The organism is Leclercia sp. Marseille-Q4284 (genome assembly GCF_916618945.1).
Lineage (GTDB): Bacteria > Pseudomonadota > Gammaproteobacteria > Enterobacterales > Enterobacteriaceae > Enterobacter > Enterobacter tamurae.
The window spans coordinates 2,122,239-2,136,755 of record NZ_CAKAKG010000001.1 but is presented as its reverse complement, the minus strand read 5'-3'; the positions used below and the strand labels follow the sequence as shown (position 1 = coordinate 2,136,755).

The following is a 14,517-nucleotide window of genomic DNA, read 5'->3' as shown; positions in this document are numbered from 1 at the left end:
CAACGGAGCGCTTGCGCTCCGTTTTTTTTTAGGGTGGTCCAGATAAACAGGAGAGTGTGATGAGCGAAAAAACCGTTAACGTTGGCAACAATATCGTGCTGCCGGCCATCGGGCAGGGCACCTGGTATATGGGTGAAAAAGCGGCTCAGCGCCGCCAGGAAGTGGACGCCCTGCGGGCGGGCATTGAACGCGGACTGACGCTGATAGATACCGCCGAGATGTATGCCGACGGCGGTGCAGAAGAGGTGGTCGGTGAAGCCATTAAAGGCCTGCGCGACGAGGTGTTCCTCGTCTCCAAGGTCTACCCATGGAACGCCGGCGGGCAAAAAGGTATCGCCGCCTGTGAAGCCAGCCTGCGCCGTCTTGGCACCGAGTATATCGACCTCTATCTGCTGCACTGGCGCGGGAATTATTCCCTCGATGAGACCGTCCGGCTGATGGAGACATTGCAACAGCAGGGCAAAATTGGCCGCTGGGGCGTGTCGAACCTCGATTATGTGGATATGCAGGCGCTGTGGCAGGTGCCGGGCGGCCAGGCCTGTGCCGCCAATCAGGTGCTGTACCATCTCGCCTCGCGCGGTATCGAATACGATCTGCTCCCGTGGTGTCAGCAGCAGTCGATGCCGGTGATGGCTTACTGCCCGCTGGCGCAGGCCGGGCGGCTACGTTCCGGGCTGTTTAATCATCCGGTAGTGAATGCGGTAGCGAAAGAGTACAACGTCACGGCGGCGCAGGTTCTGCTGGCATGGGTGATACGTCACCGCGGGGTCATGGCGATCCCGAAAGCATCATCCGTTCAGCATGTGGAAGAGAATGCAGGCGCGCTGAATATTTCCCTGTCTGCGGAGGCGTTAACGCAGCTGGATGCGGCCTTCCCGGCGCCGAAACAGAAAACAGCGTTGGATGTGGTGTGAAGTGAGCGTCATGCCCTCTCAGCGTGGAGAGGGCAAGGGCAGGGGATTAACGCTTCACAATGTGAATGGTCTGCCCCAGACGGGAAGGTTTCTCTTCCGATGCGGTTTGCGGTTCGCTGACGCAGGCGGTTTCCACGCAGACAAACGTCTTATAGCCGTCATCCGGAACGTCACCCATGCTGACTGAGAGCGCCGGGCCCGGGTTCCAGCCCACCACGTTGCTGTGATGATGATGGATAACTTCGATAGCGCGATTCAGCGCGGTATCTTCGATGACGCTGCAGGCTTCCGGGTTCAGGTAGACGCGGTCGGTACGGTCCGGGAAGGTCTGTGAACCGTCGTTCAGTTTGCCCTCTTTCGCATTATCCACTTTGTCGATAAAGCTATCACCCAGGCCATTCACCGTGACGGCAGCGATATCGCCGACGTTGAAATAGGTATGCAGGGCAGAGGTGGTTTCAAATTCACCGTGCGCTTCCAGTTCAATCTCACAGGTTTTACCCAGCTTGAAGCGGGCGTACAGAGTGAAGTCGTGCGGCCACAGTTTGCGGGTCTCGTCATCGCTTTGCAGTTCAAAGGTCAACACCACGCCGGATTCATCCTCGTTGTGCGCCTTCAGCGTCCACGGAAGGTTGCGGGCAAAACCGTGTGACGGCAGGCCTTGCTCGGTAGCCGGGCCAAACCACGGCCAGCAGATTGGCACGCCGCCGCGGATCGCCGCCCCTTTTTTAAAGGAGGTGATGTCGCTCAGCCACAGCGCTTCCACTTCGCCTTCGGGCTGCCAGGAGAGCAGGTGGGCGCCCTGCAGGGCAACAGAAGCCTGAACCTGCGGATGTTCGACCACAATCACTTCAACGTCATCGATCTGGCGGCGGGAGAGCACAGGGGTAAGTTGTTCGACTACCGGAAGTGCAAAAATTGTTTTAATCATTACGCAATCCTCTGTCTTTAATGCCATAAAAAAAGGCGACCGAGGTCGCCTTTTTGGATCAGATTCTCATCTCAACTTATTTGGAGATGTGAGCGATCAGGTCCAGAACTTTGTTAGAGTAACCGGTTTCGTTGTCGTACCAGGAAACCAGTTTCACGAAGTTGTCGTTCAGTGCGATACCTGCTTTAGCATCGAACACAGAAGTACAGATTTCGCCGTTGAAATCGGTAGAAACAACGTCGTCTTCGGTGTAACCCAGAACGCCTTTCATTGCGCCTTCGGAAGCAGCTTTGATTGCTTTCTTAATTTCTTCATAAGAAGCAGCTTTTTCCAGACGAACGGTCAGGTCAACTACAGATACGTTAGGAGTTGGAACGCGGAACGCCATACCAGTCAGTTTACCGTTCAGCTCTGGCAGAACAACGCCTACAGCTTTAGCAGCACCGGTAGAAGATGGGATGATGTTCTGAGCTGCGCCGCGGCCGCCGCGCCAGTCTTTGTGAGACGGGCCATCAACGGTTTTCTGAGTAGCGGTGGTAGCGTGAACGGTGGTCATCAGGCCTTCAACGATACCGAAGTTGTCGTTGATAACTTTAGCCAGTGGCGCCAGGCAGTTGGTGGTGCAGGATGCGTTAGAAACGATGTCCTGGCCAGCATACTTCTCGAAGTTAGCGCCTTTAACGAACATTGGGGTGTTGTCTTTGGATGGACCAGTCAGAACAACTTTTTTCGCGCCAGCGGTGATGTGCTTACGCGCAGTTTCGTCGGTCAGGAAGATACCGGTTGCTTCAGCAACAACGTCAACACCGATTTCGTTCCACTTCAGGTTAGCTGGATCTTTTTCAGCAGTAACACGGATGGTTTTGCCGTTGACAACCAGGTGGCCGTCTTTCACTTCAACGGTGCCGTTGAAACGACCGTGAGTTGAGTCGTACTTCAGCATGTACGCCATGTATTCAGCGTCTAACAGATCGTTGATACCAACGATTTCGATGTCAGAACGTTCCTGAGCAGCACGGAAAACAATACGGCCGATACGGCCAAAACCGTTGATACCTACTTTGATAGTCATATATTCCACCAGCTATTTGTTAGTGAATAAAAGGTTGCGTGTAAAATTACAAAAACCTTACGCAGCGTCAAGCGGAATCGTGTCAATCATTGCGACAAATCAATCCTTCGCATTACCTTTGCTCGATTGACTCACCTCACATTCCCTCGGAGCTAGCACCCATATGGGGCCTGCGCACGGAATTTTAAAGGGCTGACCACATAAAAACGTGGAGTAGATCACATTTGTCTGAGTGCCTCTGCGCAACGAGTAAGTTTAGATCAAAAGTTCATACTTCAGTGTTAATGTTTTGTTAGAATCGAGGGTAAAAGTTGTCTGTTTCAACTGCGAGATGTAAGCCTATGTCGAATCAACAAAACCCCGATGAACTGAAAAAAAACCTCACAGAAATGCAGTTCTACGTGACGCAAAACCACGGTACGGAACCGCCGTTTACCGGGCGTCTGCTGCATAACAAGCGCGATGGTGTCTACCACTGCCTGGTGTGTGACGCTGCACTGTTTAACTCCCAAAGCAAATACGATTCTGGCTGCGGCTGGCCGAGCTTCTATGAACCGGTGAGTGAAGAGGCCATTCACTATCTCAAGGACATCAGCCACGGTATGGAGCGCATTGAGATTCGCTGTGGAAACTGTGACGCCCATCTCGGTCACGTCTTCCCGGACGGCCCTCAGCCGACAGGGGAGCGTTTTTGCGTCAATTCCGCCTCATTAAGCTTCACTGACGACCAGAACGGCGACCAGACGAAAGGCTGAAAAATCGATTCAGCAAATTATTCCTTCGGAGCCCGATTTAACATGAATATTGAAGAGATGATTAACGGCATGACGCCGGATGTTTATCAGCGTCTGGTCACGGCAGTTGAGCTGGGAAAATGGGCCGATGGCGTGGCGCTGACCGCGGAGCAGAAAGAGAATTGCCTCCAGTTAGTCATGCTCTGGCAGGCGCGCAATAACACTGACGCGCAGCACATGACCATCGACACCCAAGGGCAGATGGTGATGAAGAGTAAGCAGCAGCTGAAAGAGGATTTCGGCATCGCGCCAAAATCGATTGCGACCCTGAAAATGAAGTAATCCTGCGGGTTGAAGCCCTCTCCTCTGGGGAGAGGGCTTATGTTTTACTTAATCCCCAGCGACTCCGCCAGCTGCTTCGCCAGCTGGTTGTTGTCATCCGCGCCGTACTCCCAGAACATCGCCCCGGCGAGGCCTTTCTCTTTGATGTACTCCGCTTTGATCGCCACCGACCGCGGGTTCTCATAAGAGAGGGCAAACAGCGCCTTACCCTCATCCCCTTTCACCGACAGCCACGGCACTTTGGCCCGATCGTCCCACTGCTCGGTAAAGCGTTTCTGCGGATCGTTTAAAAACGTCTTCACGATATCGTTGTACTTCACGTAGGTGTCTTTGGTCAGGTCATAGCCCAGCGATTTGAACAGGTCGATCTGTTGCGCGCTGAAATAAGGCTGGGTTGCCGGGTTTTTCTGTGCATCCGGCTTGCTCCAGTCGATGCCAGGCTCCACGGCGCGTTTCGGCACGCGGCCATAGAAGCCGATGCCGAGGTTCATCTGCTGTGGCTTCAGCCCGGCGGCAAGATAGTTATTCACCACGAAATCGACGCTGTATTTATCCGCCGCGGCCACGGTCGGCCAGGCGCTGGAGTCATACAGGTTGGCGTTGAAGTACTGAGTGCCGTACGCCATGTCGTAGGTCATCAGGTTGATGTAATCGAGTAACGGTGCAATCGCCTTCACGTCGATCCAACTTTTCGGACTTTCTGCATTGGCGCCGACGGCGATGGTTACCAGTTTTTTATTGCCAAACGCGTTACGCAGCTCTTTCAGCAGGGCGGTAAAGTTGTCCCGATCCGCTGGAGTGCTGGCGACCAGTCCCCATGCGCCGTTAACCGGGAATTCCCAGTCGAGGTCGATCCCGTCAAGACCGTATTTTTCCACGATCGCCTGCGCGGAGCGGATGAATACCGCCCGGGTCTCCGGGCTGGATGCCGCCCCCGAGAAACCACGCGCGCCCCAGCCACCCACGGAGAGCAGGACCTTGAGGTCAGGGTTTTGTTTGCGCAGGACAGGGAGCAAAGCCAGGTCGGCAGCCACTTTCGGCGAGAGCCAAATCTGGTGCAGTTTGCCCGGCTCTTTTAGCGCCGGGTTAGTTTCGTCTTTTTCGTCGTTATAGATCAGACCGAAGGAGTAGTTCAGGTGGGTGATCTGGCGAACATCGAGTTTATTGATATCCCCGCCCGGTCCGGCGGTGACGTCGCCACCCCCGTTAAAATAGCCCACCGACATCAGGGAGCTGGCGGAAACAACGGACGCGCAAAGCAGGGGTAAGGCTGCCAACAAGGGCAAAAGTTTCATAGCAATTCCTCTTCAATTTTGACGGTAAAAAAACAAGCACGCCACGTAAGGGCGTGGCGAAAAAAGTGCCAAAAAAGAATAGCATTGCCGTCTCGCTGAGAGTGCGAGGCAGTTCACTTTATGCGACTTAAGGGGAATTTTGCCCGGCGGCGCTGCGCTTGCACGGGCCTACGGGTGGCGGGCTTTTGCCCGGCGGCGCTACGCTTGCGCGTGCCTGCGGGTTTTGTAGGCCGGGTAAGCGTCAGCGCCACCCGGCACAAGGCTATCAGGCCTGAGTTTCCTGCCAGTCCGCCAGCGTGTACAGCGTGGCGCCTTCTGACGCCATATCCATAAACGCCTGGGCGCTGTCCTGATGCTGAATGTTGACCCCGCGGCAGCCGTCGGTGATGACGTTAACCTGGTAGCCCAGCTGCAACGCATCCAGTACGGTAAATTTGACGCAGTAATCGGTCGCCAGGCCCATCACAATCAGCTCAACGATTTCATGATGGCGCAGCCACTGATCCAGCCCGGTTTTCTGTCGATGGCCGTTATCAAAGAAGGCGCTGTAGCTGTCGATGTTCGGGTTTTCCCCTTTCTGGAAGATCGCGTCGATGGCCTTGCTGTTCAGCAGGGGATGCAGCTCTGCGCCTTCAGTCTGCTGCACACAGTGATCGGGCCAGAAAGTTTGCGGCAGGCCATCCAGCTCGCCCTGGGTGAAGGGCTCGACGTTATGCTGGCTGGCAAAGCTGCCGTGATCTGCCGGATGCCAGTCCTGGCTGGCCACTACCGCTTCGCCGCGGGCTTTACACCACTCAATCAGCGCGTTGGCGATGTCCACCGTGCTGTCGCCTTCGGCCACCGCCAGCGCGCCGCCAGCGCAGAAGTCATTCTGTAAATCGACCAGTAACAGGGCTCGTTGTTTCATGCGGACTCCTTATTCGTCTGGCGTCAGTTCGCCACGCAGGTTTTGCATCATCGCGGTGCGAATCGACTGCACATCCAGATCCTGACTCAGTAAGTAGTGAAGTTTAGTCAGGGTGGCTTCCACCGTCATATCAAAACCGCTAATCACCCCCGCTTGTGCTAGGGCATTACCGGTGGCATAGCCGCCCATATTCACTTTGCCGGACATGCACTGGGTGAGGTTGACCACCACGATCCCACGGCTGCTCGCCTCCTGAAGCTCCTTCAGGAACTCACCGTTTTGCGGGGCGTTGCCCACGCCATAGGAGCGCAGGATCAGCGCTTTTACCGGCTGGCGCAGGAAGTTTCGTACCACATCGGCGGAGATCCCTGGATAGATAGTCACCACTCCAATTGGCTGCGGGGTAATCGGATGCACCACCAGCTCGCCCGTCGTATGGGGGGCAGGCGGCGTACCGAGGCGGCGGATATGGATCCCGGCTTCCAGCAGCGGAGAGAGGTTCGGGGAGGCAAAGGCATCAAAGCCGTCCGCATGCGCTTTGGTGGTGCGGTTGCCGCGATACAGGCGGTTGTTGAAGAACAGGCTCACTTCGCTAATCGGGAAGTTGGCCGCCACGTACAGCGAGTTGAGCAGGTTGATCTGCCCGTCAGAACGCAGCTCCGCCAGCGGGATCTGCGAGCCGGTAACGATCACCGGTTTGCTGAGGTTTTCCAGCATGAAGGAGAGCGCCGAAGCGGTAAACGCCATGGTGTCCGTGCCATGCAGGATCACGAAGCCATCATACTGATCGTAGTGCGCCTTGATGTCGTCGGCGATATGTTGCCAGTCCTCCGGCGTCATGTCGGACGAATCCATCAGCGGGTCATACTCGTGGATGGTAAAGTCCGGCATCTCCGGGCGATGGAACTCAGGCATCAACGCCAGCTGGCGCTGCAGATGACCCGAAACCGGGATATAGCCATTTTCCGAGCGCTGCATACCGATGGTACCGCCGGTGTAGGCCACATAGATTGATTTCTTTTGCATGATGTAATGTTTTCTTGGGCTTCAAAGAAAAATCCCCTCTTCGCAGAAGAGGGGATGGGGATTAACGCACGTTAGCGCAGGTGAGGCAGAACGCGTAGCGGTTTTGCGGATCGTTAAAGGCGGCCAGTTTGTCGCCCTCCGCTTTGACTGCCTTAGCCGCCGAGGCGACCGGTGCCGGCAGATACGCCTGCAGCGCGTCCGGCAGCATGGCTTTCACCGAGCCGGAGAAGCTGTCCATCACCAGATCAACGAAGGTCGGCTCATCCTGATAGAAGTCGATATGCCACTGCTTCAGCTTCGCCAGTTCGGCGGCTTTCGCCACGGCGTCATCGAAATCGCCCAGATTATCCACCAGCCCGTTGCTCTTCGCATCCTGGCCGGTCCAGACATGGCCCTGGGCAATCTGGTCGATCTGCGCCGGGGTCTGCTTACGGGAGTCGGCCACCAGGGTGATAAAGCGCTTATAGCCGTTCTCAATGCTGAGCTGCATCATCTGCGACACTTCCGGCGGTAAGGCTTTGGTGATGGCGATATCCGCCAGCGGCGAGGTCGCCACACCGTCAGTATGCACGCCCAGATAGTCGAGGCTGTTCTCCACGGTGTTAATCACGCCGAAGATGCCGATGGAACCGGTCAGGGTGCTTGGGTTCGCCACGATGTAGTTCGCCGGGGTCGAGATCCAGTACCCACCGGATGCCGCCATTCCGCCCATGGAGACCACCACCGGTTTACCGGCGGCGCGGGCCGCTGACAGTTCCGCGCGGATCACTTCCGAGGCGCTGACGCTACCGCCCGGGCTGTTCACCCGCAGGACGATGGCTTTCACTTTCGGGTCGAGACGCGCGTCGCGGATCTGTGAGGCGGTGGTATCGCCACCCACGTTGCCCGGCGTCTCTTCGCCATCCATGATCGCGCCGTTAGCGAAGACCACGGCAATGCTGTCGCCGGTATCAGCCGGTTTTTTCGCCTGATAATCATAGAAGCTGATCGCGCTGTAATTCTTCTCCTCTTTACTCCAGCCGAACTGCTTGGTCAGGGACTTTTCAATCTCGGCGCTGGAGCCCAGGGCATCCACCAGCTTGCTGTTCAGGGCATACTTCGCCGTGTCGCCATCGACGTTACGCAGCCCGTCCAGCACCGCCTGCGCACCCGGGAAGACCTGCTCCGGGGTGATCTGACGGTTGGCGGCCACGGTGCCAAGATAGTTTTTCCACAGCTCACCGATCCAGCGGCTGTCCGCTTCCCGGGCGGCAGGGGACATGTCGTCGCGGATAAACGGCTCAACGGCCGATTTATAGGTCCCGACGCGGAACACGTGGGTCGTGACTTTCAGCTTATCGAGCAGGGATTTGTAATAGAGGCCATTGGTGGCGAAACCGTGCAGATCGACGGTGCCCTGCGGTGAGAGCCACACTTTATTGGCAAAGCTCGCCAGATAGTACTGCCCCTGGCTGTAGTTATCGCCCACCGCAATCACCGGTTTACCGCTGTCGCGGAACTCACGCAGTGCTTTACCGATGTACTGCATCGAAGGCTGATCCGCCCCGGCGAAGTTCTTCAGATCCAGCACAATGCCGGTGATATTGCGATCGTCTTTTGCCTGACGAATAGCATCAACGATATCGAACAGCGAGTTTTCCTGCAGACGATCGCTGCTGGCGCCAAACAGCTGGCGGCCCAGCACGCCCAGACGGTTGCTGGTGGAGGGTTTATCCACCACCACACCGGCGATGTCGAGCAGCAGCGCGCCGCGCCCGGCATTCTGGGCCTGGCTGGTGGAACTGATGTGCATCCAGACACCCACGCACACCATCAGAATAAGGATGAAGAAGATGTTCATCACCAGATTGCGGACGAAATTCAGCAGTCGCCACGTCCATTTAAAAAAGCCGGCAAACAGTCGCCAGAGGGTTCGCATGTATTCTCCCTGTCCAGATAATTACCTTCCCGTCGCCACTGGACGGTGTTGTCGGGCTATCGTAATGACCCGACCGCCACTTGTCAGCAGGAATCGCCTGCCACGCTGTAACAAAATCTGCCGTCGTGTTAATTTTGAGTAAATTTCAAGACAGGAGTAACCCCATGGATGCACTCGAACTGCTCGTTAACCGTCGTAGCGCGTCGCGCCTGGCGGAGCCCGCCCCGGCAGGCGAACAGCTGGACAACATTCTCCGCGCCGGGATGCGCGCCCCGGATCACGGCACCTTGCAGCCGTGGCACTTCTTTATCATAGAAGGTGAAGGACGCGATCGCTTCAGCGCCCTGCTGGAGAAGGGGGCCGTGGCCGCCGGGCAGGATGAGAAGGCGATTGAAAAAGCCCGCAATGCCCCGTTCCGTGCGCCGATGATTATCGCCGTGGTCGCCAAATGCCAGCCGCAGCACAAGGTGCCGGTGTGGGAGCAGGAGATGTCGGCTGGCTGTGCGGTGATGGCCATGCAGATGGCGGCCGTCGCCCAGGGGTATAACGGGATCTGGCGCAGCGGCGCGTTAACCGATAGCCCGGTGGTCCGCGAAGGACTGAACTGCGGCGCAGACGATAAAATCGTCGGTTTCCTCTATCTGGGCACCCCGCAGCTGAAAGCGTCGACCACCGTCTCCGTGCCCGACACCACGCCGTTTGTCACCCGTTTCTGATCTCCCTGCGCAAAAACTGTCTGGATCCTGAACAACTGCAGCAGAATTCAGACAGTCATACTTATCACTTAATGGAATGAGCGCTAACATAGTGCAATTGTAATGAAAGGAGATTGTCATGAGCGAGCAAGCCATTCGTTTAACGCAATACAGCCATGGAGCCGGTTGCGGTTGTAAAATTTCCCCCAAAGTGCTGGAAACCATTCTGCATAGCGAGCAGGCGAAGTTTGTCGATCCGAACCTGCTTGTGGGTAACGAAACCCGCGACGATGCCGCCGTCTACGATTTAGGTAACGGGACCAGCATTATCAGCACCACCGATTTCTTTATGCCGATCGTCGACAATCCGTACGACTTCGGGCGCATTGCCGCCACCAACGCCATCAGCGATATTTTTGCCATGGGCGGCAAGCCGATCATGGCGATTGCGATCCTCGGCTGGCCGATCAATACCCTGGCCCCGGAGATCGCCCGCGAGGTGATCGAGGGCGGACGCTTTGCCTGTCAGCAGGCGGGGATTGCGCTGGCGGGCGGTCACTCCATCGATGCGCCGGAGCCCATCTTTGGCCTGGCAGTCACCGGCGTGGTGCCAACCGAACGCGTCAAACGCAACAGCACCGCTGAAGCGGGCTGCAAGCTGTTCCTCACCAAGCCGCTGGGCATTGGCGTGCTCACGACCGCCGAGAAAAAATCCCTGCTGCTGCCGGAACACAAAGGGCTGGCGACAGAGGTGATGTGCCAGATGAACCTCGCCGGGGCCGCCTTCGCCAACATCGACGGCGTGAAGGCGATGACCGACGTCACCGGCTTTGGTCTGCTGGGTCACCTGAGCGAAGTGTGCCAGGGGGCGGGCGTGCAGGCTCAGGTCTGGTACCAGGACGTGCCGAAGCTGCCGGGCGTTGAAGCCTATATTGCTCAGGGCGCTGTCCCGGGTGGTACGCAGCGTAACTTTGCCAGCTACGGTCATCTGATGGGCGAGATGCCTGCCGAGTGGCGCGATCTGCTGTGCGATCCCCAGACCTCCGGCGGCCTGCTGCTGGCGGTGACCCCGGAGGCGGAAGCCGACGTCCAGGCGACTGCCGCTGAGTTCGGGATCACCCTGACCGCCATTGGCGAGCTGGTGCGGGCCCGTGGCGGTCGTCCGATGATTGAGATCCGTTAACTCAATGCGGTTATTTATTGCCGAAAAACCGAGCCTGGCGCGCGCTATCGCCGATGTGCTGCCTAAACCGCACCGCAAAGGCGATGGCTATATCGAGTGCGGGAACGGGCAGGTGGTCACCTGGTGTATCGGTCACCTGCTGGAGCAGGCCCAGCCGGACGCCTACGACAGCCGCTACGCGCGCTGGAATCTCAACGATCTCCCCATCGTGCCGGAAAAGTGGCAGCTACAGCCGCGCCCGTCGGTGACCAAACAGCTCAACGTCATTAAGCGTCTGCTGAAAGACGCCGCGGAAGTGATCCACGCTGGTGACCCGGACCGCGAAGGCCAGTTGCTGGTGGACGAGGTGCTGGACTACCTGAGCCTTGCGCCAGAAAAGCGCAAGCTGGTGCAGCGCTGTCTGATCAACGATCTCAACCCACAGGCGGTAGAGCGCGCCATCTCGCGTCTGCGATCCAACAGCGAGTTTGTCCCGCTGTGCGTCTCGGCCCTGGCCCGCGCCCGCGCAGACTGGCTTTACGGCATCAACATGACCCGCGCCTACACCATTCTCGGGCGTAACGCGGGTTATCAGGGGGTGCTCTCGGTGGGCCGCGTGCAGACTCCGGTGCTGGGGCTGGTGGTGCGCCGCGATGAAGAGATCGAGAACTTTGTCGCCAAAGACTTCTTCGAAGTGAAAGCCCATATCGTCACCCCGAAGGAGGAGCGTTTTACCGCCATCTGGCAGCCGAGCGAGGCCTGCGAGCCGTATCAGGATGAAGAGGGGCGTTTGTTGCATCGTTCCCTGGCCGACCACGTGGTTACCCGTATTCAGGGCCAGCCCGCCGTCGTCACCAGCTATAACGATAAACGAGAATCAGAACCTGCACCGCTGCCATTTTCCCTGTCGGCGTTGCAGATCGAGGCGGCAAAACGCTACGGCCTGAGCGCGCAAAACGTGCTTGATATCTGTCAGAAGCTGTATGAGACGCACAAGCTGATCACCTATCCGCGTTCCGACAGCCGCTATCTGCCGGAAGAGCATTTCGCCGGACGCCATGCGGTGCTGAACGCCATTGCCGCCCACGCGCCCGATTTAATGCCGCAGCCGGTGGTCAATCCGGACACCCGCAACCGCTGCTGGGACGATAAAAAGGTGGATGCCCACCACGCCATTATCCCGACGGCGCGTAGCAGCAAAGTCAATCTGACCGAGAACGAAGCGAAGGTCTATAACCTCGTCGCCCGCCAGTATCTGATGCAGTTCTGCCCGGATGCCCTGTTCCGCAAGTGCGTCATTGAGCTGGAGATCGCCAAAGGCAAGTTTATCGCCAAAGCGCGTTTCCTCGCCGAAGCGGGCTGGCGCACGCTGCTGGGCAATAAAGAGCGTGATGAGGAGAACGACGGTACGCCGCTGCCGGTGGTGAAAAAAGATGACGAGTTGCTGTGCGAGAAGGGCGAAGTGGTGGAGCGACAGACCCAGCCGCCGCGCCACTTCACCGATGCCACCATCCTCTCGGCCATGACCGGTATCGCCCGCTTCGTGCAGGATAAAGATCTGAAGAAGATCCTGCGCGCCACTGACGGACTGGGAACGGAAGCGACCCGCGCCGGGATCATCGAGCTGCTGTTTAAGCGCGGTTTTCTGCATAAGAAAGGGCGCTACATTCACGCGACGGACGCCGGGAAGGCATTGATCCACTCCCTGCCGGAGATGGCCGCACGACCGGACATGACCGCGCACTGGGAGTCGGTCCTGACCCAGATCAGCGAAAAGCAGTGTCGTTATCAGGATTTTATGCAGCCGCTGGTGGGCACGTTATTCGATCTGATTAACCAGGCGCGGAACACCTCGGTCAGGGATTTTCGCGGCATGGTTGCGCCGGGTGGCGACAAGAAGAAAAAGTTTAAGAAGAAGAGTGCGGCCTGAGGAATTGCCGGGTGGCGGCTACGAGGTAAAAGCAAAAAGGCAACTTGCGTTGCCTTTTTTAATGTTTTCTCCCTCTCCCCGTGGGAGAGGGCCGGGGTGAGGGCATCAGCCCGCACCACACAGAATCAGATCACACCCTGACCCAGCATCGCATCCGCTACCTTCACAAACCCGGCAATGTTCGCCCCGCGGACATAGTTGGTCTGCTTCTCTTCCCCGCCGTACTCGACGCAGGCGTGGTGAATATCCAGCATGATGTGATGCAGACGCGCATCCACTTTCTCAGCTTTCCAGCCCATACGCGCGGCGTTCTGCGCCATCTCCAGGCCTGAAGTTGCCACACCGCCGGCGTTCGCCGCTTTACCCGGTGCGAACAGCACGCCAGCCTGCAGGAACAGGTCGGTAGCTTCGATGGTGGTTGGCATGTTGGCCCCTTCCGCAACCGCTTTCACGCCGTTGGCGATCAGCTGGTGCGCGGCATCCACGTCCAGTTCGTTCTGGGTGGCGCACGGCAGGGCGATATCGACCGGGACAGCCCACGGCTGTTTGCCTTCCAGGTAGGTCAGACCGAACTCGCGGGCGTAATCGGCCACGCGACCGTCGCGGCTGGCTTTGATTTCGCACAGGCGCGCCAGTTTTTCGGTGGTGAAGCCCGCTTCATCCACCACGGTGCCGCTGGAGTCAGAGGCAGTGATCACCCGGGCACCCAGTTCCATTGCTTTCTCGATAGCGTACTGGGCCACGTTGCCGGAGCCGGACACCGCGACGCGCATACCGTCAAAGCTCATCCCGTGACGCTTCAGCATCGCTTCCGTGAAGTAGACCAGACCGTAACCGGTGGCTTCCGGGCGGATCAGACTCCCGCCGAAGGAGAGACCTTTCCCGGTGAAGACGCAGGCGCTGTTGTTGGAGAGTTTTTTCATCATCCCGGCCATAAAGCCCACTTCGCGACCGCCCACGCCGATATCCCCGGCCGGTACGTCGGTATCCGCGCCCAGGTGGCGATAGAGTTCGGTCATCAGCGCCTGGCAGAAACGCATCACTTCGCCTTCACTCTTACCTTTCGGATCAAAATCGCTGCCGCCTTTGCCGCCGCCCATTGGCAGGGTGGTCAGGGCGTTTTTAAAGGTTTGCTCAAAGCCGAGGAACTTCAGGATCGACAGGTTAACCGACGGGTGGAAGCGCATCCCGCCTTTGAACGGGCCAATCGCCGAGCTGAATTGAACACGCCAGGCGCGGTTGACCTGCACCTGATTGCGGTCATCCACCCACACCACGCGGAACTGGATCACGCGCTCGGGCTCAACCAGGCGTTCAAGCAGGGACATCTGACGATAGCGGGGGTTTTGTTCCAGGAATGGCCACAGCGTGGTCATCACTTCACGTACGGCCTGAGCAAATTCGCTCTGATGCGGGTCACGCTGTTGAACACGATTCAGAAAGGATTCAAGAGAGCACGCCTGGTCCATAACTATAAGTTCCTCTAATATATTGGGATTATTTTATTTGTAACAAAAAGATGCATGTTGTTGTGTTTTTCGACTATACCACCCGATGCACTTTGTGACGCAAGCTAAATTTCGCCCTCAAG

13 protein-coding genes are annotated in these 14,517 nt (G+C 57.6%); 6 read left to right on the top strand and 7 right to left on the bottom strand.

The features are described 5' to 3' along the window. Positions 1-59 precede the first annotated feature (59 nt). Positions 60-914: an aldo/keto reductase gene (locus LG383_RS10035; RefSeq protein WP_225759024.1), complete on the top strand. Its 855-nt coding sequence runs from the start codon at positions 60-62 to the stop codon at positions 912-914. Positions 915-960: 46 nt separating this feature from the next. Here LG383_RS10035 and LG383_RS10030 read toward each other — a convergent pair whose 3' ends face one another. Together LG383_RS10030 and gapA are read right to left on the bottom strand one after the other, a co-directional pair. Further along, positions 961-1,845 (bottom strand): D-hexose-6-phosphate mutarotase, encoded by an 885-nt coding sequence (locus LG383_RS10030; protein ID WP_106993587.1) that lies wholly within the window; start codon positions 1,843-1,845, stop codon positions 961-963. Positions 1,846-1,921: 76 nt separating this feature from the next. Continuing rightward, positions 1,922-2,917, bottom strand: a complete 996-nt coding sequence (gene gapA, locus LG383_RS10025) for a glyceraldehyde-3-phosphate dehydrogenase (protein ID WP_119934614.1) — start codon at positions 2,915-2,917, stop codon at positions 1,922-1,924. Between the two features lie 341 nt (positions 2,918-3,258). Between gapA and msrB the strand changes: the two genes are divergently transcribed. Next, on the top strand, positions 3,259-3,672 hold the full coding sequence (msrB, locus tag LG383_RS10020; protein WP_106993588.1) for a peptide-methionine (R)-S-oxide reductase MsrB: 414 nt from the start codon (positions 3,259-3,261) through the stop codon (positions 3,670-3,672). Positions 3,673-3,714: 42 nt separating this feature from the next. Further along, a complete protein-coding gene (locus LG383_RS10015) occupies positions 3,715-3,993 on the top strand; it encodes a YeaC family protein (RefSeq protein WP_225759023.1) in 279 nt (92 codons plus the stop codon). A 44-nt stretch (positions 3,994-4,037) separates the two neighbouring features. Here LG383_RS10015 and LG383_RS10010 read toward each other — a convergent pair whose 3' ends face one another. From LG383_RS10010 to sppA, 4 genes are all read right to left on the bottom strand, one after another. Then, positions 4,038-5,288: a glycoside hydrolase family 18 protein gene (locus LG383_RS10010; RefSeq protein WP_225759022.1), complete on the bottom strand. Its 1,251-nt coding sequence runs from the start codon at positions 5,286-5,288 to the stop codon at positions 4,038-4,040. 265 nt (positions 5,289-5,553) lie between these two features. Next, positions 5,554-6,195 (bottom strand): bifunctional nicotinamidase/pyrazinamidase, encoded by a 642-nt coding sequence (gene pncA, locus LG383_RS10005; protein ID WP_166182205.1) that lies wholly within the window; start codon positions 6,193-6,195, stop codon positions 5,554-5,556. A gap of 9 nt (positions 6,196-6,204) precedes the next feature. After that, positions 6,205-7,221, bottom strand: a complete 1,017-nt coding sequence (ansA, locus tag LG383_RS10000; protein ID WP_166182206.1) for an asparaginase — start codon at positions 7,219-7,221, stop codon at positions 6,205-6,207. 61 nt (positions 7,222-7,282) lie between these two features. Further along, positions 7,283-9,139: a signal peptide peptidase SppA gene (sppA, locus tag LG383_RS09995; RefSeq protein ID WP_166182207.1), complete on the bottom strand. Its 1,857-nt coding sequence runs from the start codon at positions 9,137-9,139 to the stop codon at positions 7,283-7,285. A gap of 164 nt (positions 9,140-9,303) precedes the next feature. Here sppA and LG383_RS09990 point away from each other — a divergent pair, with 164 nt between their 5' ends. From LG383_RS09990 to LG383_RS09980, 3 genes are all read left to right on the top strand, one after another. Then, a complete protein-coding gene (locus LG383_RS09990) occupies positions 9,304-9,855 on the top strand; it encodes an NAD(P)H nitroreductase (RefSeq protein WP_106993594.1) in 552 nt (183 codons plus the stop codon). 118 nt (positions 9,856-9,973) lie between these two features. Next, positions 9,974-11,017, top strand: coding sequence for a selenide, water dikinase SelD (gene selD / locus LG383_RS09985; RefSeq protein ID WP_225759021.1), 1,044 nt, complete (start codon positions 9,974-9,976; stop codon positions 11,015-11,017). Positions 11,018-11,021: 4 nt separating this feature from the next. Next, positions 11,022-12,926 carry a DNA topoisomerase III gene (locus LG383_RS09980; protein WP_106993596.1) on the top strand — a complete coding sequence of 635 codons (1,905 nt, stop codon included), beginning with the start codon at positions 11,022-11,024 and terminating at the stop codon, positions 12,924-12,926. A 125-nt stretch (positions 12,927-13,051) separates the two neighbouring features. Here the strand turns inward: LG383_RS09980 and gdhA are convergent, their stop codons facing one another. Beyond that, positions 13,052-14,395 (bottom strand): NADP-specific glutamate dehydrogenase, encoded by a 1,344-nt coding sequence (gene gdhA / locus LG383_RS09975; RefSeq protein WP_106993597.1) that lies wholly within the window; start codon positions 14,393-14,395, stop codon positions 13,052-13,054. Between the last annotated feature and the right edge of the window lie 122 nt (positions 14,396-14,517).